The sequence below is a fragment of the Saccharothrix sp. AJ9571 genome, assembly GCF_021725495.1.
Taxonomy (GTDB): Bacteria; Actinomycetota; Actinomycetes; order Mycobacteriales; family Pseudonocardiaceae; genus Amycolatopsis; species Amycolatopsis magusensis.
Map to the genome: position 1 here is coordinate 4,773,664 of NZ_CP091382.1, position 22,596 is coordinate 4,796,259.

The following is a 22,596-nucleotide window of genomic DNA, read 5'->3' on the forward strand; positions in this document are numbered from 1 at the left end:
GAATGACCGGAAACACGCCTTCGACGGGTGCCCCGGCGTTTCCGGGATGTTAAGGTCGCGTCAACGAGCGGGCCATCGTCGTCCCGTGCGCAGCGTTAACCAGGGATTTTTCCCGAACTGAGCACGAAACGACGAGGGAGGTCCCTTGATGATCTTCTCCGCCAATCCCGGTCCCAGTGGTCTGTACGACCCCACCACCGAGCAGGACTCCTGCGGGGTCGCCATGGTGGCCGACATCCGCGGCCGCCGCTCGCACGGCATCGTCACCGACGGCCTGACCGCACTGGCGAACCTGGAGCACCGTGGTGCCGCGGGCGCCGAGCCGACCAGCGGGGACGGCGCGGGCATCCTGCTGCAGCTCCCCGACGAGCTGCTCCGGGCCGAAGTGGACTTCGAGCTGCCCGACCCCGGGGAGCACGGCCATTCCTACGCCGCGGGCATCGCCTTCCTGCCGGTCGAAGAGGACCGCCGGGCCAAGGCGGTCGAGCTGATCGAGCGCGTCGCCGACGAGGAAAGCCTGGTGGTGCTGGGCTGGCGCGACGTGCCGATCACCCCGGACACCGCCGAGGTCGGCCCGACCGCACGGTCGGTCATGCCGCACTTCGCCATGCTGCTGGTGGCGGGCAAGCCGGCCACCGACGGGCACACGCCCAGCGGCGTCGAGCTCGACCGGCTCGCCTTCTGCCTGCGCAAGCGCGCCGAGCACGAGACCGAGGTGGCCGGCTGCGGCACCTACTTCCCGTCGCTGTCCGCGCGCACGCTGGTCTACAAGGGAATGCTGACCACCGAGCAGCTGCCCGCCTTCTTCAGCGACCTCACCGACGAGCGCCTGGCCAGTGCGATCGCCGTGGTGCACAGCCGGTTCTCCACCAACACGTTCCCGTCGTGGCCGCTGGCGCACCCGTTCCGGTTCGTCGCCCACAACGGTGAGATCAACACCATCCGCGGCAACCGCAACCGCATGCGCGCCAGGGAAGCGCTGCTGGAGTCGGACCTGCTGCCCGGCGACCTGAGCAGGCTGTACCCGATCTGCTCGGCCGACGCCTCGGACTCCGCCTCCTTCGACGAGGTGCTGGAGCTGCTGCACCTCGGCGGGCGCAGCCTGCCGCACGCGGTGCTGATGATGATCCCGGAGGCGTGGGAGAACCACACCACGATGGACGCCCAGCGCCGTGCGTTCTACCAGTTCCACGCCAGCCTGATGGAGCCGTGGGACGGCCCGGCCTGCGTCACCTTCACCGACGGCACCCTGGTCGGCGCGGTGCTCGACCGCAACGGCCTGCGCCCGGCGCGCTGGTGGCGCACCGCCGACGACCGCGTGGTGCTGGCCAGCGAGGCCGGCGTGCTGGACGTGCCGCCGGATCAGGTGGTGGCCAAGGGCAGGCTGAAGCCGGGCCGGATGTTCCTGGTGGACACCGCGGCAGGCCGGATCGTCGACGACCGCGAGGTCAAGACCGAGCTCGCCGCGCAGCTGCCCTACGAGGACTGGCTGCACGCCGGGCTGCTGCAGATCGCCGACCTGCCCGACCGCGACCACATCGTGCAGAGCCACGATTCGGTGCTGCGGCGCCAGCTCTCCTTCGGCTACACCGAGGAAGAGCTGAAGATCCTGCTCACCCCGATGGGCATCAACGGCGCCGAGCCGATCGGCTCGATGGGCACCGACACCCCGCCCGCCGTGCTGTCCCAGCGCTCGCGGCTGCTCTACGACTACTTCAAGCAGAACTTCGCGCAGGTGACCAATCCGCCGCTGGACGCCATCCGCGAGGAGCTGGTCACCTCGATGGCGCGGATCATGGGCCCGGAGCAGAACCTGCTCGAACCCGGCCCGGCCTCCTGCCGTCACGTGCAGCTGCCCTACCCGGTCATCGACAACGACGAGCTGGCCAAGCTCATCCACATCAACGACGACGGCGACCTGCCCGGGTTCGCCTGCACCGTCCTCTCCGGACTGTACGAAGTGGACGGTGGAGCGGCGGCGCTGGCCGAGGCGGTCGAGCGGGTGCGCCGCGAGGCCTCCGAGGCGATCGCCGCCGGGGCGCGCACACTGGTGCTCTCCGACCGCGACTCCGACCACCGCATGGCGCCGATCCCTTCGCTGCTCCTGGTTTCCGCGGTGCACCACCACCTGGTGCGCACCAAGGAACGCCTGCGCGTGGCGCTGGTGGTGGAGAGCGGGGACGCGCGCGAGGTGCACCACGTCGCGCTGCTGCTCGGTTACGGTGCCGCCGCGGTGAACCCGTACCTGGCCTTCGAGACCATCGAGGACCTGATCGGCCAGGGCGCGATCACCGGCATCGAACCGGCCAAGGCCATCCGCAACTACGTGCAGGCGCTGGTCAAGGGCGTCCTGAAGATCATGTCCAAGATGGGCATCTCCACCGTGGGCGCCTACACCGCGGCCCAGGTCTTCGAATCCTTCGGCCTGGCGCAGGACCTGCTCGACGAGTACTTCACCGGCACCAGCTCGAAGCTCGGTGGCGTCGGCCTGGACGTGCTCGCCGAGGAGGTGGCCATGCGCCACCGCCGCGCCTACCCGGACAACCCGACCGACCGGGTGCACCGCCGCCTGGACACCGGTGGCGAGTACGCCTACCGCCGCGAGGGCGAACTGCACCTGTTCACCCCGGAGACGGTGTTCCTGCTGCAGCACGCCAGCAAGACCGGGCGCGAGGACGTGTACCGCCAGTACACCGCCGAGGTCGAGCGCCTCAACCGCGAAGGCGGGGCGCTGCGGGGCATGTTCGCCTTCCAGACCGGTGGACGGCCGCCGGTGCCGATCGACGAGGTCGAGTCGGTCGAGTCGATCTGCAAGCGGTTCAACACCGGGGCCATGTCGTACGGCTCGATCTCGATGGAGGCGCACCAGACGCTGGCCATCGCGATGAACCGGATCGGCGGCCGGTCGAACACCGGTGAGGGCGGCGAGGACCCGGAGCGGCTCTACGACCCCGAACGCCGCAGCGCGATCAAGCAGGTCGCGAGTGGACGGTTCGGCGTGACGAGCGAGTACCTGGTCAACGCGGACGACATCCAGATCAAGATGGCGCAGGGCGCCAAGCCCGGCGAGGGCGGCCAGCTGCCGCCGAACAAGGTGTACCCGTGGATCGCGCGCACCCGGCACTCCACGCCGGGCGTCGGGCTGATCTCCCCGCCACCGCACCACGACATCTACTCCATCGAAGACCTCGCGCAGCTGATCCACGACCTGAAGAACGCCAACGAGCAGGCCCGCATCCACGTGAAGCTGGTCAGCTCGCTGGGGGTCGGCACGGTCGCGGCCGGGGTGTCGAAGGCCCACGCCGACGTGGTGCTGATCTCCGGGCACGACGGCGGCACCGGCGCCTCGCCGATGAACTCGCTCAAGCACGCGGGCACGCCGTGGGAGGTCGGCCTCGCCGAGACGCAGCAGACCTTGCTGCTCAACGGTTTGCGCGACCGGATCACCGTGCAGGTGGACGGCGCGCTGAAGACCGGCCGTGACGTGGTGGTCGCCGCGCTGCTCGGGGCCGAGGAGTACGGCTTCGCCACCGCGCCGCTGGTGGTGGCCGGGTGCGTGATGATGCGCGTGTGCCACCTCGACACCTGCCCGGTGGGCGTCGCCACGCAGAACCCCGAGCTGCGCGAGCGCTACACCGGCCAGGCCGAGCACGTGGTGAACTACTTCCGCTTCGTCGCTCAGGAAGTGCGGGAAACGCTGGCGGAGCTGGGTTTCCGCACCCTCGACGAGGCGATCGGGCGGACCGACGTACTGGAGACCAACGAGGCGCTCGAGCACTGGAAGGCCCAGGGGCTCGACCTCGGTCCGGTGTTCGAGATGCCGTCGCACACCCCGTACGGCGGCGCCAAGCGCAAGGTGCGCGACCAGGACCACGGGCTGCAGTTCGCCCTGGACCGCACGCTGATCCAGCTCGCCGAGGCGGCGCTGGAGGACGCGCACCCGGTGCGCCTGGAACTGCCGGTGCGCAACGTGAACCGGACCGTGGGCACGCTGCTCGGCTCGGAGATCACCCGGCGCTACGGCGGCCAGGGCCTGCCGGACGACACCATCCACGTGACGCTGACCGGGTCGGCGGGGCAGTCGCTCGGCGCCTTCCTGCCCGCGGGCATCACGCTCGACATGGTCGGTGACGCGAACGACTACGTGGGCAAGGGCCTGTCCGGCGGGCGCATCGTGGTGCGCCCCGATCCGTCGGCGAAGTTCGCCGCCGAGCGCCAGGTGATCGCGGGCAACACCATCGGCTACGGCGCCACCAGCGGGGAGATCTTCCTGCGTGGCCAGGTCGGGGAACGGTTCTGCGTGCGGAACTCCGGCGCGCTGGTGGTGTCCGAGGGCGTCGGTGACCACGCCTTCGAGTACATGACCGGCGGGCGCGCGGTGGTACTCGGCCCGACCGGGCGGAACCTGGCGGCCGGTATGTCCGGCGGCGTGGCCTACGTGCTCGACCTCGAGCGCGGTCAGGTCAACGAGGCGATGGTGGAGCTGAGCGCGCCGGTCGGGGAAGACCTGGCCTGGCTCAAGGAAACCGTGCAGCGGCACTACGACCTCACCCGGTCGCTGGTGGCCGCGTCCCTGCTGGGCGACTGGACCCGCCGCTCGGCCGCGTTCACCAAGGTGATGCCACGGGACTACAAGCGGGTGCTGGACGCGGCCAAGGCGGCTAAGGCCGCTGGACGCGATGTCGACGAGGCGATCATGGAGGCCGCTCGTGGCTGACGATGGCGAAGCACACCACGAGTGCCGACCGGGTGCGGGTGTCCCGCAGGACAAGGAGGCCGCTCGTGGCTGACCCCAACGGTTTTCTCAAGTACCAGCGGGCCGAGGCGAAGAAGCGTCCGGTCGACGAGCGGCTGGGTGACTGGGCCGAGGTCTACGAGGCCATTTCCCCGGCCGAGCGCAACGAGCAGGTGCGCACGCAGGCCACGCGCTGCATGGACTGCGGCATCCCGTTCTGCCACTCCGGTACCGCGGGCTGCCCGCTGGGCAACCTGATCCCGGAGTGGAACGACCTGGTGCGCCGCGGTGACTGGGCAGCGGCCAGCGATCGCCTGCACGCGACCAACAACTTTCCCGAGTTCACCGGGAAGCTGTGCCCGGCGCCGTGCGAAGCCGGTTGTGTGCTCTCGATTTCGCCGGTGTCCGGCGGCCCGGTGACGATCAAGCGGATCGAGCAGACCATCGCCGACCAGTCCTGGGAAGCCGGTTACGTGCAGCCCCAGGTGTCCGCGGTGTCGTCGGGGCAGCGGGTGGCCGTGGTCGGGTCCGGCCCGGCCGGGCTCGCCGCCGCGCAGCAGCTGACGCGTGCCGGGCACGAGGTCACCGTGTTCGAGCGGGACGACCGGCTTGGTGGGCTGCTGCGGTACGGCATCCCCGAGTTCAAGATGGAGAAGAAGGTCCTGGACCGGCGGCTCGCGCAACTCCGCAAGGAGGGCACGAAGTTCGTCACCGGCTGCGAGGTCGGTGTGGACCTGACCGTGGACGAGCTGAACGAGCGCTTCGACGCCGTGGTGCTCGCGGTCGGCGCGCTGCGCGGCCGCGACGACCGGGTGACCCCGGGCCGGGAGCTGGCGGGGGTGCACCTGGCGATGGAGCACCTGGTGCCCGCCAACAAGTTCGTCGAGGGCGACGGGCCGCCGGAGGTGGACGCCGCCGGCAAGCACGTGGTGATCATCGGCGGTGGCGACACCGGGGCCGACAGCTACGGCACCGCGACCCGGCAGGGCGCGCTTTCGGTGACCCAGCTGGACCAGTACCCGATGCCACCGTCCACAAGGGACGACGACCGGTCGCCGTGGCCGACCTGGCCGTACATCCTGCGCACCTACCCCGCGCACGAGGAGTCGGGCGAGCGGAAGTTCGCCGTGGCGGTGAAGCGGTTCGTCGGCGACGAGAACGGCACCGTGCGCGCGGTCGAACTCCAGCAGGTGAAGGTGACCAAGGACCCGGCGACCGGGCGGCGCGAGGTGGTGCCGATCAGCGACGAGGTCGAGGAGCTGCCCGCGGACCTGGTGCTGCTGGCGATCGGCTTCGAGGGCGTCGAGCACATGTCGCTGCTCGACGGGCTCGGCCTTTCGCTGACCCGGCGCGGCACGCTGTCCTGCGGGGCGGACTGGCAGACCTCGGCACCGGGCGTGTTCGTCTGCGGTGACGCGCACCGCGGTGCTTCGCTGGTGGTGTGGGCGATCGCGGAAGGCCGCTCGGTGGCGAACGCCGTGGACGCCTACCTCACCGGGGCGTCGGACCTGCCCGCTCCGGTGCACCCCACCGCGTTGCCGCTGGCCGTCGTCTGACGCTACGGCTGATTGCTATGAGTGGGGCATTACTTGCGTTCAATGCAAGTAATGCCCCATTCATAGCGTTTGGGCAGCCGTCGCAGCCGGGTCATGGGATGATGCGGCGCTTGCGCAGGTCGTCGAACAGGCGCCACATCATCTCCTCGGTGTCGACGAATTCGTGGAAACCGAAGCGGCGGGCCTTGGTGCCGTCGGCGAACATGTCGTAGTCCCACGACAGCACGAAATCCACGAACGGCCACGCCGAAACCTGCTGGTACGGCGTGGGTTCGAGGTTGTGCCGGGCCACGATCCGGTCCCACAGCGGCTCCTTGTCCGCCATCACCACGTCCAGTGACATCGGCAGCGGGGGAGCGACCGCCAGGCCGAAGTAGTCCGCGATCTTGGGCCAGAGGTCGTTCCAGCGGAACAGATCCCCGTTGGTGATGTTGAACGCCTGGTTCGCGCACCGCTCGTCGGTGGCCGCCCAGACGGTGGCCCGCGCGAGCAGTCCGGCGTCGGTCATCTCCAGCAGTTTGCCGTAGGCGCCGGGTTTCCCGGGGAACCGCAGCGGCAGGCCGAGTTCCTTCGAAATGGTCGCGTACACCGCGATCGAGACGGCCAGGTTCATCGGGTTGCCCAGCGCCGTGCCACCGACCACCGCCGGCCGGAGCGCCGACCAGGTCCAGGTTTTCCCTTCCTGGCGTCGTTCCAGGAACTCCTGCTGGTCCACATTGAACTCCGGTGGCATGTGCCCGGCGTCGTCCTCGCGGGCGGGGGTCTTGAACGGCCCGAGGTGGGCGCCGTAGACCTTGTACCCCTGCATCAGGCTGACGTGGCGCAACCCGGTGGCCACCGGCTCGATCGCGTCGACCACGTTGACCAGCATCGCCAGGTTCGGCGGCACGAGTTCCGCCCAGGTCGGCCGGTCCTGGTAGGCCGCGAAGAACACGTGCGTCACCTCGGTGAGCGCACCGAGTTCGGCGCGGCAGTCGTCGGCGTCGAGCAGGTCCACGGCGACGTGCCGGACGTTCGGGGACGGTTCACCACCACGCCGGGACAGGCCGATCACCGTCCAGTCGCCGAGTGCGGCGAGGTGCTCCACCAGGTTGCTGCCGATGACTCCGTGCGCGCCCACCACGAGGGCGACCTTCTTGCTCATACCTCGATGTTCGACGGCTTTCGTGCATAAGTCCAAGTCTTGTTTCTCATCGGAGCGATAAAATCTGCTCATGAGCACGCTGCGCCGCTTCGAGTACCTGGCCGCCGTGGTGGACGAGGGTTCGTTCACCCGTGCCGCCGAGCGGCTGCACGTCACCCAGCCCGCGCTGTCCCACCAGATCCGTGCGCTGGAGCAGGACGCGGGTGGTGCCCTGCTGGAACGGTTGCCGCGCGCGGTCCGGCTGACCGCGATGGGTCGCGCCATGCTGCCGCACGCCAGGGCCGCGCTCGCCGACGCGGAACGGGCCGTCTGCGCTGCCCGGCAGGCCGCCGGGCTGGAGGCGGCCGACCTGCGCGTGGCGACGGTGTACTCGGTGAGCCTCGGCGTGCTGCCGCCGGTATTGCGCGAGTGGAGCCGCAGGCACCCGGGCGTGGCGATCACGCTGTTCGAGCACCGGCACACCGGCGAACTCCGCGAGGCGATGCTGGCCGGGCAGGCCGATCTGGCCGTCGGGCCCCGGCCGCCGGACTGGGAGGGGCCGGTGCGCACGCTGGGGGAGGAGGACTTCGTGCTGGTCCTCGCCGCGGACGACCCCGCGACGCCGGGCACGACCACCCGGCTGGCGGACTTCGCCGAGCGCGGCTGGGTGCACTACGCACCGGAGAACGGGCTCGCCGAGGTGCTCGACCAGGCCTGCGCGGCAGCCGGGTTCCGGCCCCGTGCCGCGATCCGCGCCCAGACCGCGGTGGCGCCGCTGCTCGCCGCCGCCGGGCTCGGGCCCGCGCTGGTGCCGTCGAACCTGCTGCCCGCCGGGTTCGAGGGCCGGGTGCTGCGGCTCGATCCGCCGGTGCGCCGGGAACTGGCGGTCTACACGCGCGGCACCCCGGACCCGGTTTCCGCGGCTTTCGCCGACCTGCTCGCCGAGGCGGAACTCTAGTCGGTTTGAGAAAATTTCCACCTTTGGTCTGTACCTTCCCGTCGGAGATTATTACGCTCGGCGTCCGGTTCGACCCTGCGGCGGCAATTGATCAATTCGATTGCTGTCTCGAAACCGTTCACTGGAGGAAGAATGCGCAAATTCCTGGTGCGATCGCTCGTGGCGGGCGCGATCGCGTCACTGGGCGTGCTGGCGGGCTCCGGCATGGCCACGGCCGAGGTGGCCGGTGCCGACCCGGTCTTCGACCAGCCCGGCGCCGGCGCGGTCCCCGAGGTGGGTGCGCTGGTCACCAAGCTGACCCACAGCCAGGCGACCTCGCGGCTCAGCTCGTCGAACATCTCCTGGTCGTCCAGCGGGGGCTGCAGCGACCGCAACCGGCCGAACTGCACCTCGTTCGACCAGGTCAACCTGGCCACCATCCAGGGGGCGCAGACGCTGAAGTCGGCCTCGGGCTGCGGGCTGAACGTCACCGGCGGCACCGAGACCGGGCACGCCAGCGGCACCTACAGCCACTGGAACGGCTACAAGCTCGACTTCTCGCTGAGCAGCTGCCTGACCAACTACATCAAGGGCAACTTCAGCTCCATCGGCGGCAACAAGTGGAAGGCTGGCTCGGGCAACATCTACTACCTCGAGTCGAACCACTGGGACGTCACCTTCTACAACTGTGGCGGGTGCTGATCCTTTCCCGGCGCTGAACGCGGCGGGCGGTGCGAGGGTCACCGCCCGCCGTTTCCGGCATTCGGCCCACGACTTCGGCGGGGAATCGGGCGAACGGCCGATTGCCGCAGTGTAGTCAGCTGATTACCGTCAATTCGTTCGGTGGTGAATCACATTCCTGCGGACGAACAGGTGGGCGCGATGAGGCGAGCATCCTTACTGACCGCGATCGGCTTGACCCTCGGCGCCCTGCTGAGCGCCCCCGCGACGGGACAGGCCCAGACCGCCGCCGACTACTGGACCCCGGAGAAGATGCGCTCGGCGGTGCCGGTCGAACGGCTGGTCACCGCGCCGGAGGCGGTGGCGGGCGAGGTGCTCGCGGGCGTGCCGGAGGTCGTCCCGGCCGCGTTCCCGACCACGGGCGCGCCCTGGACCGGCGGCGGCGACGTGGTGCGCACCGCGGGCCGCGTGTTCTTCACCATGGGCGGCCAGAACGCCTCGTGCAGCGGTGACGCGGTGACCAGCGAGAACAAGAGCACGGTGATCACCGCCGGGCACTGCGTGAAGTACCAGGGTGCCTTCCACACCAACTGGATCTTCGTGCCCGCCTACGACGACGGGAACGCGCCCTACGGCGAATGGCCCGCGACGACCACGCTGACCACCCCGCAGTGGGAAGCCGGTGAGGACATCAACTACGACGTCGGCGCGGCGGTCGTGGCTCAGGTGAACGGGCAGTCCCTGACCGACGTGGTCGGCTCGCAGGGCATCGCGTTCAACCAGCCGCGCAACCAGAACATGTACACCTTCGGCTACCCCGCCGCGGATCCGTACGACGGCACCACGCTCATCCACTGCAGCGGGAGCACCTTCACCGACTTCCTGCTCACCCAGGACCACGGGATGGCCTGCGGCATGACCGGCGGGTCCAGCGGCGGGCCGTGGTTCCTGCAGTTCGACGAGCAGACCGGGCGCGGGGTGCAGGCTTCGGTGAACAGCTTCGGCTACGTCTTCCTGCCCGGCTACATGTTCGGCCCGTACTTCGGCGCGGAGGCCCAGGCGCTCTACGCGCAAGCGCAGTCCGCATGAGCGCGGGGTGAGGGATGAACTGACCGTGGGTGTTCATTCCCTGGGAGTTCCGTCCCGCTGACCGGGAGATGGGTGTCACGGCATATTCTTGTCCCGTGAACTGGACAGTGGACGTTCCCGTAGACACGCTCCCTGAACTCCCGCCGCTGCCGCCCGAGTTGCGGGCCCGCCTCGACGAGGCGCTGTCCCGGCCCGCGGCCCAGCAGCCCGACTGGCCGGACCAGGCGCTCACCGGCCGCGTTCGCGCGGTGCTGGAAAGCGTGCCGCCGATCACTGTGCCCGCGGAGATCGACCGGCTGCACCAGCGCCTGGCCATGGTGGCCAACGGCGAGGCGTTCCTGCTCCAGGGCGGTGACTGCGCGGAGACCTTCGAGTCCAACACCGAACCGCACATCCGCGCGAACCTGCGCACGCTGCTGCAGATGGCCGTGGTGCTGACCTACGGCGCCAGCCTGCCGGTGGTCAAGGTGGGCCGGATCGCCGGTCAGTACGCCAAGCCGCGCTCGGCCTCCACCGACTCGCTCGGCCTGCCGGTCTACCGCGGTGACATCGTCAACTCGCTGATCGCCAAGCCCGAGCTGCGGGTGCCCGACCCCGGCCGGATGATCCGCGCCTACGCCAACGCGGGCGCGGCGATGAACCTGGTGCGCGCGCTGACCGCGGCCGGGATGGCCGACCTGGGCCAGCTGCACGACTGGAACCGGGACTTCGTGCGCCTCTCGCCGGCCGGTGAGCGGTACGAGGCACTGGCCAGCGAGATCGACCGCGGCCTGCGGTTCATGTCAGCGTGCGGGGTCACCGACACCTCGCTGCACACCACCGAGATCTTCGCCAGCCACGAAGCCCTGCTGCTGGACTACGAGCGGGCGCTGCTGCGCCTCGACAACGCCGACGCGGACAACCCCAAGCTGTACAACCTGTCCTCGCACTTCCTGTGGATCGGCGAGCGCACGCGGCAGCTGGACGGCGCGCACATCGCCTTCGCCGAGCTGCTGCACAACCCGATCGGGCTCAAGATCGGCCCGACCACCACGCCCGAGCAGGCGGTGGAGTACGTGCGCCGGCTCGACCCGCGCAACGAGCCGGGCAGGCTCACGCTGATCGCGCGCATGGGCAACGGCAAGGTGCGCGAGGTGCTGCCCGCCATCGTGGAGAAGGTCGAAGCTTCCGGGCACAAGGTCATCTGGCAGTGCGACCCGATGCACGGCAACACCCACGAGTCGTCCACCGGCTACAAGACCCGGCACTTCGACCGGATCGTGGACGAGGTGCAGGGCTTCTTCGAGGTGCACCGCAAGCTCGGCAGCTACCCCGGCGGCATCCACATCGAGCTGACCGGCGAAGACGTCACCGAATGCCTCGGCGGCGCCCAGGACATCTCCGACATCGACCTGGCAGGCCGCTACGAAACCGCCTGCGACCCGCGCCTGAACACCCAGCAGTCGCTGGAACTGGCCTTCCTGGTAGCCGAAATGCTCCGCTCGTAACGTGGCCGCGCCTCCGGCGCGGCGGCGAGGTCGCCTCTGAGCCGATTCCTGGACCACGCCACGCCATGCCGCTGGGCGGCCTGACGCGGCGCGGTCCAGGAATCGGCGCCACCTCGCGGCGGGCCGAGCCCCACACTCGCCGCCCCCGAACTGGGGTCCCGGGTGACACGGATGTGGCTCCGCCCCGAGGAGGCACGCCTGGCACTTCGGTGAGCCTCAGGCGCAGGTGTCGGCGAGGGTGGCGGTGGACTTGGCGAAGGCGTCTCGCAGGGAGCCCAGGTCGGCGACGGCTTCGCCGTTGGCCTGCAGGCCGATGTGCACCGAGTCGCGGTAGACGGAGATCGCGATGCCCAGTGCCTGGTGCGGCGGCAGCGGGACCAGCGGGTAGATCTCCCGCAGCCGCGCGCCGTCCAGGGTGAGCGGGCCGCCCGGCATCGGCACGTTGGTGACCACCGTGTCGAACAGCAGGGGGGCCGCCCGTCCCGCCGCCCTGGTGGCCAGGCGGTGCACCGGCGCGGGCAGCCGGTTGGCCAGGACGCCGAACGCGCCGGGGCCGGTGGCGGTGCCCTGCGCCTTGGCGTGGCTCATCGACCGGCGCACCGCGCGCAGGCGGGCCACCGGGTCGGTCAGGCCGATCGGCAGGTCGCACAGGTAGCCCGAGAGCTGGTTGCCGTCGGTGCTGCCCTGGTGCCGGGCACGCACGCTCACCGGGATCAGCGCCCGCAGCGTGCGGTCGTCGGCGCGGTGGCCCCGGTTGATCAGCCAGTCACGCAGCGCCCCGGCGACGATGGCGAGCAGCACGTCGTTCGTGGTGCCGCCGTGGGCCCTGCGTACCCGGCGCAGGTCGGCGAGGTCCAGCCGCACGAAGCCGAGGCTGCGCTCGTCCGCGTCCGGCGCGGAGATCGGTGAGGCCGGGTACGGGCGCGCGGCCCGCAGCATCGAGGAGGCGATCGACGCGCCTTCCGCGGCCTGCGTGAAGACGGTCGAGACGCCGTCCTTCAGCAGGCTCAGCGCCCCGCGCGCGGGCTTGGCTCCGACCGGCTTGGGGCTGGTCGCGCGTACCGCACGCGCACCGGGCAGCTCATCGAGCAGGCCCGAGCCGATGGTGAAGGCGCCCGCGCCGTCGGCGAGCGCGTGGTGCAGTTTGAGCAACACCGCGAACCGGCCGCCGGGCAGCCCGGTCACCAGGCGCAGGTCCCACAGCGGACGGCTCATGTCGAGCGGTTCGGCGATCCACAGTGAAGCGAAGGCGGCGAGTGGATCCGGTTCGTACAGCGAGGAAACGTGGTGCACGCCGAGGTGCCGCGCCGGGTCGAAACCGGGGTCGTCCACCCAGACCGCGCCGCCCGGCGGCAGCAGCGTGTGCCGGATGTGCTTGCGCAGCTGGGGAATCCGCGCCGCACGCGCGGCCAGCAGCAGGGTCAGGCGCTCGGTGTCCACCGGCCCGCCGGGCTCGAAGGTGACCACCGCCCCCATGTGCATCGGGGTCCGTTCGCCCTCCAGGCAGAGAAACGCCACGTCGAGTCCGCTGAGCCGGCCGTCGAGCATCGATCGGACCTCCCTGAACAGAAGTGGATTCGAGCTGCCAGTTCACCAGCAGGACGTGTCAGGTGAATGGTCGGGGTGTTTCCACGGGGATAACGCATCCTCTCGTTCACCCGGACGGCGGTAAATCGATCTCCTCGTTTCTTCCTCGCCGTAGAGTTTTCGCCGATGCCCGGCCGAATGCAGCCGCCTTTTGCCCTAAACGGGAGGAAACCGTTGCCAGATAACTAATCTCGGCTGACTAGCCCAGGTGAGTGTGCTTAAGCTCTCCGGCCGAGAAATGCGAGCAACCGGTCACCGGAGGTGGCGCGTCCGGTTACTTCGATCGGTGCGGCGAATCGCTCGGGACGGTCGGCGCCGGTGATGAACAGCGCGGAAAGCTCGAGCATTTCCCCGGCCAGTGCCGGTGGGAGTGGACGGTCGTGGCCGCAGGCCCGCGCCACGTCCCAGCCGTGCACCGCCACCTCCAGCGCGCCGGCGCCGGCGATGAGGCCGGTGGTCATCGGCGTCCCGCCCATCGAGACCAGGTCGCGCGGCTCACCCGTCCAGGCACCGAGCAGTTCGCCCGCCCTGGCCCGCACGGCCGCGGCCGGGTCGCCCGGCACCGGTGCCGCGGGCTCCAGGCTCACGCGGCCGAACTCGGCGGCTTCGGCCAGCGCGGTGAGCGCGTCGTCCAGGTGCGCCAGCAGCGCACGCAGGTCCCAGTCACGGCAGGGCGTGGGGTTCGCCATCGACTCGTCGGTGACCAGCATGAGGTTGCCCAGTGTGTAGCTGACCGCGCGCTCCAGCAGGGCGACCCCGCCGGTCAGGGCGCGGGGTGGCGTCGGCATCATGACCGGACCCCGCGCTCAGGCGGTGGCGGCGGGGTAGTCGGCAGGCAGCGTTTCCGGCAGTTCGAAGACCGCGAACAGGCTCGCGTCCACGAAGTTCGCCACGTGCGTGATCCCGCCCCGGCCCAGGGTGAGCACCTGCAGGTTGAACGCGCGGAACCGCTCGCCGTCGCTCTCTCGCAGGTACGTGCCGAAGGCGGGCTGCCCATTGGCCCAGGTGGCCACCAGCCGGGTGTGCCCAGGACGGCAGGGGCAGCGCGTGGACAGGTGGCGGGCGATCCGCTCGACACCGAGGTACCAGCCGGCGAACGGCGGCATCTCCCAGACCGCGTCCTCGGTGAACAGCTTGATGATCGCCGGGATGTCCTTGGCTTCGAAGGCGGTGACGAAGCGGTCGAGCAGTTCGCGCTGCTCGGCGGCGGACGGCTCGGTCACCGCGTTCTCGGTCGGCGCCACCTTCTCCAGTTGCGCGCGGGCGCGCTGCAGGATGCTGTTCACCGCGGGTGTGGAGATGTCCATCAGCTCGGCCACCTCGGCGGCCCGCCACTTCAGCACGTCACGCAGGATCAGCACCGCGCGCTGACGCGGTGGCAGGTGCTGCAGCGCGGCGACCAGCGCGAGCCGGACGCTCTCGCGGGAGGTGACGATCGCGGCCGGGTCGGCGCCGTCGGCCCCGGTGAGCGCGTCGGGCACCGGCTCCAGCCACGGCACCTCGCGCCGCTCCTGCAGGGTGTCCTCCGGCTCGCAGCCGGGCGCGCCGAGGCCGGTGGGCATCGGGCGCCTGCCGCGGCTTTCCAGCGCGGTCAGGCAGGCGCTGGTGGCGATGCGGTAGAGCCACGTACGCAGTGAGGAACGGCCCTCGAAACGGTCGTAGGCGCGCCAGGCACGAATGTAGGTTTCCTGCACGAGGTCCTCGGCGTCGTGCACCGAGCCGAGCATCCGGTAGCAGTGGGCCATCAGCTCACGCCGGTAGGGATCGGCCTGGCTCAGGAAGTCACCGTCCGTGCCGGTGCTCACCACTTCTGTCATCGTGCCCACGACCTTCCTCCCGCCTGCCGATTCCTCCGCCACCGGTGCCCGGTCTGGCCCTTGCACCGGTACTGACCGGGCCCGGGCGGCGAACTCATCGGTCCTTCGGGAATACGTGTTTCGTGCTCGGGTGGTTCAGCGGAGGTCGGTCGTGGTGGGCACCACGGAACCGTTGGTCTCGGGCTCGGCGGACTTGCTCGTCTGGCCCATCGCCTCCATGAGCTGGCGAGCCAGGCCGAGGCCGGTGCCACCGAGCGAGAGCGCCTTGGCGAACATGTCGGACACGCCGTCGGCGCCGTTGAACACCACCATGTGGTCCACGCTGCCGAACGCCTTCGCCCCGGCTTCCACGATCTCCGGCCACCGCTCGGCCAGCTGCTGCGCGACCACGGCCTCCTGGTTCTCCGCCAGCGCCGCGGCACGCGCCTGGATCGCGTCCGCCTCGGCGAGGCCCTTCGCCTTGGCCGCCTCGGCTTCGGCGAGCCCCTTCGCCCTGGCGGCGTCCGCTTCGGCCAGCCCCTGCGCCTTGGCGGCGTGCGCCTGCGCTTCACCGGTGGCCCTGGTCGCGGCGGCACTGGCTTCACCACGGGCCTTGGTCGCCTGCGCCTCGGCCTCGGCGGCGGTCTTCACCTTGGTCGCGTCGGCCGCGGCCCGCAGTTCGGTCTCCTTGGCCTCGGCCTGCGCCTTGGCGATCGCCGCGTCGCGCTCGGCGTCCGCGGAGGTCCTGGTGTCATACGCTCGCGCGTCGGCGGGCTTGCGGACCTGCGACTGCAGCTTCTGCTCGGCCAGCGCGGCTTCCAGCTCCGCCGCCCTGGTCTCCTGGACCACGACCTCCTGGCGGGCGGTCGCCTCGGCCAGCGGGCCGGACTGACCGGCCTTCGCCCGCGCCTGGTCCACTTCGGCCTGGAACCCGGCCTGCTTGATCTCGCTCTCGCGGATCGCGCCCGCCTTCTGCGCGGCGGCGACCTGCTCGGCCTGGGTGGCTTCCTGGTCGCGCTGCGCCTCGGCGATGCGCGCGGACGCGGCCACCGCGGCCGCGTGCGGCTTGCCCAGGTTCAGGATGTAGCCCGACTCGTCCTCGATCTCCTGGATCTGCAGCGAGTCGACCACCAGCCCGAGCTTGATCATCTCGTTCGCCGACGAGCTGCGGATCTCCCCGGTGAGCGCGTCCCGGTTGTGGATCATCTCCTCGATGGTCAGCCCGCCGACGATCGAGCGCAGGTGCCCGGCGAACAGCTCGTGGATGGTGTCGTTCATGCCGTCCTGCTGGTCGAGGAACCGGCGGGCGGCGTTGGCGATCGAGGCGAAGTCGTCCCCGACCTTGTAGATGACCACCGCGCGCACGGTCACCGGAAGGCCCTGCTTGGTCACGCACGAGACCTGCAGGTTGGCGCCCCTGGTGTCCAGCGACAGCCGCCGCGCGGTCTGGAAGCCCGGGATCACCAGCACGCCCTTGCCGGTGATGATCTTGAAGCCGAGGCTGTCCGCGGTCTCCGAGCGCTGCACGCGCACGCCCCAGCCGGAGATGAGCAGCGCCTCGTTGGGCTCCGCGACCTTGTAGAGCATGCGGAGCAGGATGAACAGCACGATGATGGCGCCGACGACAACGCCGGCGAGGATCAGCGGATCCACGTCAGTCTCCCCCAGGTGAGTGGCTGGTCAGCCGAGCGGCAGCCAGCGCTGGACGTAGACCGTACGCGGTGACTCGAAATCCACCACCAGTACCTGCGTTCCGTTTTCGAATCGTTCCTGACCGTCGGCGGGGTAGGCGTAGAACGCTTCCGTGCCACCGCGGACGCTGAGCAGCACCTCGCCGACCAGGCCCGGGCCGATGGTGCCGGTGACCCGGCCTCGACTGCCGATCACAGGAACGTCCGGCACTGCACCTTGGTGCCCTTGCCGACCGGCGTGCCCGCCGGCGGGTTGGTCTCCACCACGAGGTTGAAGTCGTTCTTCTCGTCGTCCCTGCCGCGCTTGAAGTCCGGGTCGAGCCCGGCCTCGCGCAGGATCTTCGCCGCGTCCTTCGGCGAGCGGCCGACCACGTTCGGCACCTGCACGGCGCTGGAGATGAACACGCCGATCCGCTTGTCGCCGCCGGTGACCACGGTGCCGCCGGGTGGGCTGGTCTTGCTGACCTTGCCCGCGGGCACGTTCTGCACGAACTCCTCACCGGCCTCGAACGGCTGGAACCCGGCGTCGGTCAGCGCCTTGAACGCCTCCTCCTTGCTCCGGCCGGTCACGTCCGGCACCGGCAGCGGCGGCGGGCCCTTCGAGAGCCCGATCGACACGGGGTCGCCGATGTTGGCCCGGCTGCCCGGGGTCGGCTGCACCTTGACCACCGCGCCCTTGGGCACGGTCGCGCTGTAGTCGTCGAGCTTCGGGTCCAGCTTCGGTTCGAGCTTGACCAGCCGGATCGACTGCTCCGCGGTGGCCGGGTCCGCGCCCGGCTTGATGTCGGGCACCACCGGCTGGCCTTCGGAGACGACCACCGACACCTGCTCGTCGAGCAGCACTTCGGCCCCGGCGTCGGGATCGGTCCGGATCACCGTGCCCGCGGGCACGGTGTTGTGCATTTCCTTGGTGTAGGCCGGGTTCAACTGCGCGGCACGCAGCATGTCACCGGCCTCGGCCTGCGACATGCCGGCCAGCTTCGGCACCTGCGCGTACCGGCCGCCGGAGTACCACCAGGATGCCGCGCCGATCGTGCCGCCGAGCAGCACCACGACGACCGCGATCAGGACGTACAGCCGCTTGCGCGACCGGGGTGACGGCTGCTCCTCGTACGCGGGCGCCGGGTTGCCCGCCGGGGGCGAGGGTGGCGGTGGCGTGTGCGGGGGCGGGACCGCGGGCCGGTCGTACATCTTCGTCGCGTGCCGGACGGGCGGCGCCTGCGGGACGTGCCGCAGGGTGGGCTGGTCGGCCAGCTGCGGGCCGGGCTGCACCGCGGGCACGGCCGGGGCGGTCGGCGCCGCGGCGATCGCGGCCAGGTGCGGCGTGGTCTTCTCCACGTCGGATTCGCGGTCGACGTCCGGGGGCGGCGGCACGGGCACCGGCACCCGCGGGATGCCCAGCTCGGCCCGCACCTGCAGGAGTTCGTCGAGGAAGGCGCCCGCGTCGGCGGGACGGGCTTCGGGGTCGCGGCGGGTCGCGCGCAGCACGAGCTGGTCGAGCGCGGGCGGGATCCCCGGCCGCAGCCGGCTCGGCGCGGGCACGTCGTCGTTCACGTGCCGGTAGGCCACCGAGATCGCCGTGTCGCCGGTGTAGGGCGTCTGCCCGGTGAGCATCTCGTAGAGCAGGATCCCGGCGGAGTAGACGTCGCCGCGCACGCTCGCCGCGCCGAGCGTGACCTGCTCGGGGGAGAGGTAGGCGACCGTGCCGAGGATGACGCTGGAGCTGGTGGTTCCCGCGCTGGCGACCGCGCGGACCAGGCCGAAGTCGGCCACCTTGACCACGCCGGCGCCGAGCTGGCCACCGCGCCCGATGAGCACGTTCTCCGGCTTGACGTCGCGGTGCACCAGACCGGCGCGGTGAGCGGCGGCGAGTGCCGAGAGCACCGGCTCGGCCACGGACAGCGCCAGCGCGATGTCCAGCGGGCCCTGCTCGGTGAGCACCTCGCGCAGGGTGCCGCCGTCGACCAGTTCCATCACCAGGAAGGCGCGGCCGACCTCGGCCGAGGTGTCCAGGCCCTGGTCGTGCACGGCCACCACGTGCTGGTGGTGCAGTTTGGCCGCCGAGCGCGCCTCGCGCTCGAAGCGGTCGACGAAGGAGCGGTCGTCGGCGAACCGCGGGTCCATCACCTTGATCGCCACCGGGCGGTCGAGCCGGGTGTCCACGCCGCGGTACACCGAGGACATGCCACCGCGGGCGAGCAGCCGGTCGACCCGGTACCGCCGGTCGAGCAGGGTGCCGACCAGGCCGGCTTCCGTGCGTGTCACGGTTGACGATCGTACGGATGTGACCATGTCCGGTAGGACGTGCCCTGCCGGGTGATGGTTGACCTTGTTGAGGTTTCGTTACGCCATCGGTGCCAACGGCCGGGTTGTGGCACAGTATCGGTGTGAGTGCGATTCCAGTCGCCGATGACATCCTCGACGCCGATGTGGCCGTGCTTCCGCTCGGGGAAGTGGCCACCGCGCTCGGGCAGTCGGCCAACAAGGTCCGGCAGCTGCTCCGCGACGGGCAGCTGATCGCCGTCCGCCGCAGTGGCGACCTGATGATCCCGGCCGACTTCCTGGTCGGCGACGCGATCGTGAAGGGCCTCGGCGGCACCGTCACGGTGCTCGCCGACGCCGGTTTCGGCCGCACGGAGATGCTGCGCTGGCTGTTCGAGGCGGACGACTCCCTGCCCGGCAGCACGCCCATCAACGCGCTGCGCGAGAACCACGGCACCGAAGTCAAGCGCCGCGCACAGGCGATGGCCTTCTGAGCGTTCCCCGCCGCGTCGAAGGCGGCCGTGAAGCGTGCCCCGCCGTGACCGGTCCGCGAACTCCCTGACCAGAGCTTTCTTTCAGGAAGTCGCGAGGTCGAGGATGAGGGTGGCTGTGGCGAGTACGAGGAATCCGTTCGCGAGGCCGAACTGGGACTGTGGTCGCTGACCCGTACGTGGGCGAAGACGGCGCAGACGTAGTAGAGGACGAGGCCGATCGCGGCGGCCGTGCCGATCAGGGGCACGCCGAGGACGCCGAGCAGCAGCCCTGCCGCGCTCAGCCCCAGCGCGCTGGCGCGGCGGGCGGGGGTGCACACGGCGACCATGACCGGCGTGAGCGCAACCCGGAACTCTTCCGCCTCTACGCGGGCATGAACGCGTCGATGGACGAGCTGATGACCGACTACACGGTCGACGAGCTGGCGGCGATCGCGGACTTCCTCCGTCGCACCGCCAAGGCCGGACAGGACGCGACGGACGACCTGTCCGCCCAATAGGCGAACGGTCGGCGCGACCTGCCGGAGCACCCCGAGCCGGTCAGGCGTCTACCTCCCACCTGATCCGGCTGCGGCCAATCGGGTGAAATCCGGCTGACCACCCCCTGCCTGCGCTTTCGCACGCCTGGAAACTGTTCATGTATGTGAAAGTAAGTCACAAGTGTGATTCACTTCCCAGCCGAAGCTTCCAACGACCGAAATCCCCTCGTAAGACGTACGTCACAGAACTCGCGCGGGTGAAACTCAGGGAGGTGCGATGGAGACGCTGGACTGGATAGTGGTCGGCGCTTACTTCTTCGTGATGGTGGCGATCGGCCTGTGGTCGAAGAACCGCATCCGGAACGTGGTCGACTTCTTCACCGCCGGCGGCAAGATGCCGTGGTGGCTGTCCGGGATCTCGCACCACATGTCGGGCTACAGCGCCGTCATGTTCGTGGCGTTCGCGGGCGAGGCGTACCGGCTCGGCTTCACCGTCTACGTCTGGTGGGCGCTGACCATCGGCGTCGGCGTGGGCATCGGCAGCTGGCTGTTCGCCGCCCGGTGGAACCGGCTGCGGGCCAAGCACGGCGTGGCCTCACCGCTGGAGTACCTGGCACGGCGCTACAACGTGCCGACGCAGCAGGTGATGGCCTGGTCGGGCGCGGTGCTCAAGGTGGTCGACATCGCGGCGAAGTGGTCCGCGGTGGCCATCCTGCTCCGCGGGTTCGCCGGGGTGCCGATCGAGGTCGGCATCCTGCTCGTCGGCGTGGTCACGATGATCTACTCGGTGATGGGCGGGCTCTGGGCCGACGCGCTCACCGACTTCGGCCAGTTCATCATCCAGGCCGCGGCGGGCATCGTGATGTTCGTGGCGGTGGCCGCGCACTTCGGCGGCATCCAGTTCATGTGGGAGATCTGGGACCAGTTGCCCGCCGACCGGAGCCAGCCGCTCAACGGCGAGTACACCTCGACCTTCTTCATGGCGCTGTTCGTGATCAAGACGCTGGAGTACAACGGCGGCATGTGGAACCTGGCGCAGCGCTACATGGCCGCGCCGGACGGGGCGGCGGCGCGCAAGTCGGCGATGCTGTCCAGCTTCCTGTGGCTGGTCTGGCCGCTGGTGCTGTTCTTCCCGATGTGGGCCGCGCCGCTGATCGTGCCGGACCTGGCCGTGGCCAACGACGCCTACGTCGAGCTGGGCAAGATCATGCTGCCGGTCGGGATGATCGGGCTGGTGCTGGCGGGGTTCTTCTCGCACACCATGGCGATGGTGTCCTCGGACGCCAACGTGATCTCGGCGGTGATCACCCGGGATATGTTGCCAAGGCTGTGGAAGGGCGCCAAACAGCTGAGTCAGGACGCGCAGCTGAAACTGGCGCGGATCACCACGTTCCTGTTCATCGGGCTGAGCATGGCGATCGCGTTGTCACTGGACACCAACGGCGGGGTGCTCAGGATCGTGGTCGACCTGGTGGCCGCCACGATGGGCCCGATCGCGGTGCCGCTGATGCTGGGCCTGCTGCCGTGGTTCCGGCGGATGGGACCACTGGCCGCGCTGACCTCCACCCTGGCCGGGCTGGCGGTCTGGGCGACGCTGTACATCACGCAGAAGAGCGGGGGTGGGGTGCCGAAGGAGGCGCTGGTGGCCTTCCCGCTGCTCACCTCGCTGGGGCTGTTCCTGGTGATCGGGCTGGTGTTCTCGCAGCGCACGGCCGACCGGGACCTGCTGATCGACTCGTTGTCCACCGACGAGCGGACCACCGAACCCGGTGATCCCGGCGAACCCGCCCGGGTAGCCGCGAAGTAGCTCCCGCGAATGCTATGAGTGGGGCATTACTAGCGTTCATTGCTAGTAATGCCCCACTCATAGCGTTTGGGCCGGAGGGTCAGCCGTTGGTTTTGTCCCGCCATTCGACCCATTGGCGCAGCAGCGAGAAGTCGTAGTCCGGGCCGGTCACGCCGACGGTGAACAGCGAGACGCCGTGCTCGAGCAGCTGCGGGCCCAGCGCGCTCGGCTCGGACTCCACGGAGACCGAGCGCTCGATCTCCGCCGGGTCGCGGCCGACGTCGGCGCAGTGCTGGTCGAGGATGCGCACCTTGCGCTCCACGGTCTCCGGGTCGCCGAAGCCGTGCCAGATGTCGGCGTGCTTGGCCACCAGGCGCAGCGTCTTCTTCTCGCCGCCACCACCGATGAGCACCGGGATCTTGCGCACCGGCTGCGGGTTCAGCTTCCCGAGCCGTGCCTCGATCCGCGGCAGCGCCTCACCGAGGTCGTTGAGCCTGCCGCCGGCGGTGCCGAACTCGTAGCCGTATTCGGTGTAGTCCTTTTCGAACCAGCCGGAGCCGATGCCGAGGATCAGCCTGCCGTCGCTGATGTTGTCCACCGTGCGCGCCATGTCGGCGAGCAGTTCGGGGTTGCGGTAGCTGTTGCAGGTGACCAGCGCGCCGATCTCCACCCGCGAGGTGGACTCGGCCCAGGCACCGAGCATGGTCCAGCACTCGTAGTGCTTGCCTTCGGGTTCCCCGTAGAGCGGGTAGAAGTGGTCCCAGTTGAAGGCGATGTCCACCCCGAGGTCCTCGGCCTCGGACGCGGCCCGGCGGATGGTGGCGTAGTCGGCGTGCTGGGGCTGGATCTGGACTCCGACCCGGATCGGCCGGTTGGGTGTCGTCATGCTTCCGACC

General features: G+C 70.1%; 16 protein-coding genes and 1 pseudogene. 8 read left to right on the forward strand and 9 right to left on the reverse strand.

The annotated features are described in order from the left end of the window. The first annotated feature begins 148 nt into the window (after positions 1-148). Positions 149-4,717, forward strand: coding sequence for a glutamate synthase family protein (gene gltB / locus L3Q67_RS22020; RefSeq protein ID WP_499191256.1), 4,569 nt, complete (start codon positions 149-151; stop codon positions 4,715-4,717). Positions 4,718-4,782: 65 nt separating this feature from the next. Further along, the gene (locus L3Q67_RS22025; RefSeq protein ID WP_499191257.1) at positions 4,783-6,291 is read left to right on the forward strand and encodes a glutamate synthase subunit beta; all 1,509 of its coding nucleotides are present in this window, start codon (positions 4,783-4,785) and stop codon (positions 6,289-6,291) included. A 91-nt stretch (positions 6,292-6,382) separates the two neighbouring features. On the opposite strand, the gene L3Q67_RS22030 is transcribed toward L3Q67_RS22025, so the two are convergent. After that, positions 6,383-7,435 (reverse strand): SDR family oxidoreductase, encoded by a 1,053-nt coding sequence (locus tag L3Q67_RS22030; RefSeq protein ID WP_499191258.1) that lies wholly within the window; start codon positions 7,433-7,435, stop codon positions 6,383-6,385. 70 nt (positions 7,436-7,505) lie between these two features. Between L3Q67_RS22030 and L3Q67_RS22035 the strand changes: the two genes are divergently transcribed. The 4 genes from L3Q67_RS22035 (at position 7,506) to L3Q67_RS22050 (ending at position 11,608) form a co-directional block, all read left to right on the forward strand. Next, entirely contained in the window at positions 7,506-8,372 is an 867-nt protein-coding gene (locus L3Q67_RS22035) for a LysR family transcriptional regulator (RefSeq protein ID WP_499191259.1), read from the forward strand. A gap of 132 nt (positions 8,373-8,504) precedes the next feature. After that, positions 8,505-9,053, forward strand: coding sequence for a hypothetical protein (locus L3Q67_RS22040; protein WP_499191260.1), 549 nt, complete (start codon positions 8,505-8,507; stop codon positions 9,051-9,053). Between the two features lie 180 nt (positions 9,054-9,233). Next, positions 9,234-10,121: a trypsin-like serine peptidase gene (locus L3Q67_RS22045; protein ID WP_499191261.1), complete on the forward strand. Its 888-nt coding sequence runs from the start codon at positions 9,234-9,236 to the stop codon at positions 10,119-10,121. A gap of 68 nt (positions 10,122-10,189) precedes the next feature. Continuing rightward, positions 10,190-11,608, forward strand: a complete 1,419-nt coding sequence (locus L3Q67_RS22050; RefSeq protein ID WP_499191262.1) for a 3-deoxy-7-phosphoheptulonate synthase class II — start codon at positions 10,190-10,192, stop codon at positions 11,606-11,608. Positions 11,609-11,824: 216 nt separating this feature from the next. On the opposite strand, the gene L3Q67_RS22055 is transcribed toward L3Q67_RS22050, so the two are convergent. From L3Q67_RS22055 to L3Q67_RS22080, 6 genes are all read right to left on the reverse strand, one after another. After that, the gene (locus L3Q67_RS22055; protein ID WP_499191263.1) at positions 11,825-13,156 is read right to left on the reverse strand and encodes a WS/DGAT/MGAT family O-acyltransferase; all 1,332 of its coding nucleotides are present in this window, start codon (positions 13,154-13,156) and stop codon (positions 11,825-11,827) included. Positions 13,157-13,413: 257 nt separating this feature from the next. Beyond that, positions 13,414-13,983 (reverse strand): DinB family protein, encoded by a 570-nt coding sequence (locus L3Q67_RS22060; protein WP_499191264.1) that lies wholly within the window; start codon positions 13,981-13,983, stop codon positions 13,414-13,416. An 18-nt stretch (positions 13,984-14,001) separates the two neighbouring features. Next, a complete protein-coding gene (locus tag L3Q67_RS22065; protein WP_499191265.1) occupies positions 14,002-15,012 on the reverse strand; it encodes a sigma-70 family RNA polymerase sigma factor in 1,011 nt (336 codons plus the stop codon). Positions 15,013-15,147: 135 nt separating this feature from the next. After that, on the reverse strand, positions 15,148-16,644 hold the full coding sequence (locus L3Q67_RS22070) for a flotillin family protein (RefSeq protein ID WP_499191266.1): 1,497 nt from the start codon (positions 16,642-16,644) through the stop codon (positions 15,148-15,150). Between the two features lie 27 nt (positions 16,645-16,671). Further along, the gene (locus L3Q67_RS22075; RefSeq protein WP_245371718.1) at positions 16,672-16,893 is read right to left on the reverse strand and encodes an NfeD C-terminal domain-containing protein; all 222 of its coding nucleotides are present in this window, start codon (positions 16,891-16,893) and stop codon (positions 16,672-16,674) included. Continuing rightward, on the reverse strand, positions 16,875-18,947 hold the full coding sequence (locus tag L3Q67_RS22080; protein ID WP_499191267.1) for a Stk1 family PASTA domain-containing Ser/Thr kinase: 2,073 nt from the start codon (positions 18,945-18,947) through the stop codon (positions 16,875-16,877). The genes L3Q67_RS22075 and L3Q67_RS22080 overlap by 19 nt, the downstream gene beginning before the upstream one ends. Positions 18,948-19,069: 122 nt before the next feature. Between L3Q67_RS22080 and L3Q67_RS22085 the strand changes: the two genes are divergently transcribed. After that, entirely contained in the window at positions 19,070-19,438 is a 369-nt protein-coding gene (locus L3Q67_RS22085; protein WP_499191268.1) for an Rv2175c family DNA-binding protein, read from the forward strand. A 215-nt stretch (positions 19,439-19,653) separates the two neighbouring features. Here L3Q67_RS22085 and L3Q67_RS22090 read toward each other — a convergent pair. Beyond that, positions 19,654-19,764 (reverse strand): annotated as a pseudogene (locus L3Q67_RS22090) (hypothetical protein); the annotation flags it as partial. A 427-nt stretch (positions 19,765-20,191) separates the two neighbouring features. Here L3Q67_RS22090 and L3Q67_RS22095 point away from each other — a divergent pair. Continuing rightward, complete coding sequence (locus L3Q67_RS22095) at positions 20,192-21,721, forward strand: sodium:solute symporter family protein (RefSeq protein WP_499191269.1); 1,530 nt, start codon at positions 20,192-20,194, stop codon at positions 21,719-21,721. 79 nt (positions 21,722-21,800) lie between these two features. On the opposite strand, the gene L3Q67_RS22100 is transcribed toward L3Q67_RS22095, so the two are convergent. After that, positions 21,801-22,586, reverse strand: coding sequence for an LLM class F420-dependent oxidoreductase (locus L3Q67_RS22100; RefSeq protein ID WP_499191270.1), 786 nt, complete (start codon positions 22,584-22,586; stop codon positions 21,801-21,803). Positions 22,587-22,596: the final 10 nt, after the last annotated feature.

Excerpts from the sequence above, each read along its gene's own strand:
- gltB (WP_499191256.1), top strand. The coding sequence starts at position 149 with ATGATCTTCTCCGCCAATCCCGGTCCCAGTGGTCTGTACGACCCCACC.
- L3Q67_RS22030 (WP_499191258.1), bottom strand. The coding sequence starts at position 7,435 with ATGAGCAAGAAGGTCGCCCTCGTGGTGGGCGCGCACGGAGTCATCGGC.
- L3Q67_RS22035 (WP_499191259.1), top strand. The coding sequence starts at position 7,506 with ATGAGCACGCTGCGCCGCTTCGAGTACCTGGCCGCCGTGGTGGACGAG.
- L3Q67_RS22040 (WP_499191260.1), top strand. The coding sequence starts at position 8,505 with ATGCGCAAATTCCTGGTGCGATCGCTCGTGGCGGGCGCGATCGCGTCA.
- L3Q67_RS22045 (WP_499191261.1), top strand. The coding sequence starts at position 9,234 with ATGAGGCGAGCATCCTTACTGACCGCGATCGGCTTGACCCTCGGCGCC.
- L3Q67_RS22050 (WP_499191262.1), top strand. The coding sequence starts at position 10,190 with ATGGGTGTCACGGCATATTCTTGTCCCGTGAACTGGACAGTGGACGTT.
- L3Q67_RS22055 (WP_499191263.1), bottom strand. The coding sequence starts at position 13,156 with ATGCTCGACGGCCGGCTCAGCGGACTCGACGTGGCGTTTCTCTGCCTG.
- L3Q67_RS22060 (WP_499191264.1), bottom strand. The coding sequence starts at position 13,983 with ATGCCGACGCCACCCCGCGCCCTGACCGGCGGGGTCGCCCTGCTGGAG.
- L3Q67_RS22065 (WP_499191265.1), bottom strand. The coding sequence starts at position 15,012 with ATGACAGAAGTGGTGAGCACCGGCACGGACGGTGACTTCCTGAGCCAG.
- L3Q67_RS22095 (WP_499191269.1), top strand. The coding sequence starts at position 20,192 with ATGGAGACGCTGGACTGGATAGTGGTCGGCGCTTACTTCTTCGTGATG.
- L3Q67_RS22100 (WP_499191270.1), bottom strand. The coding sequence starts at position 22,586 with ATGACGACACCCAACCGGCCGATCCGGGTCGGAGTCCAGATCCAGCCC.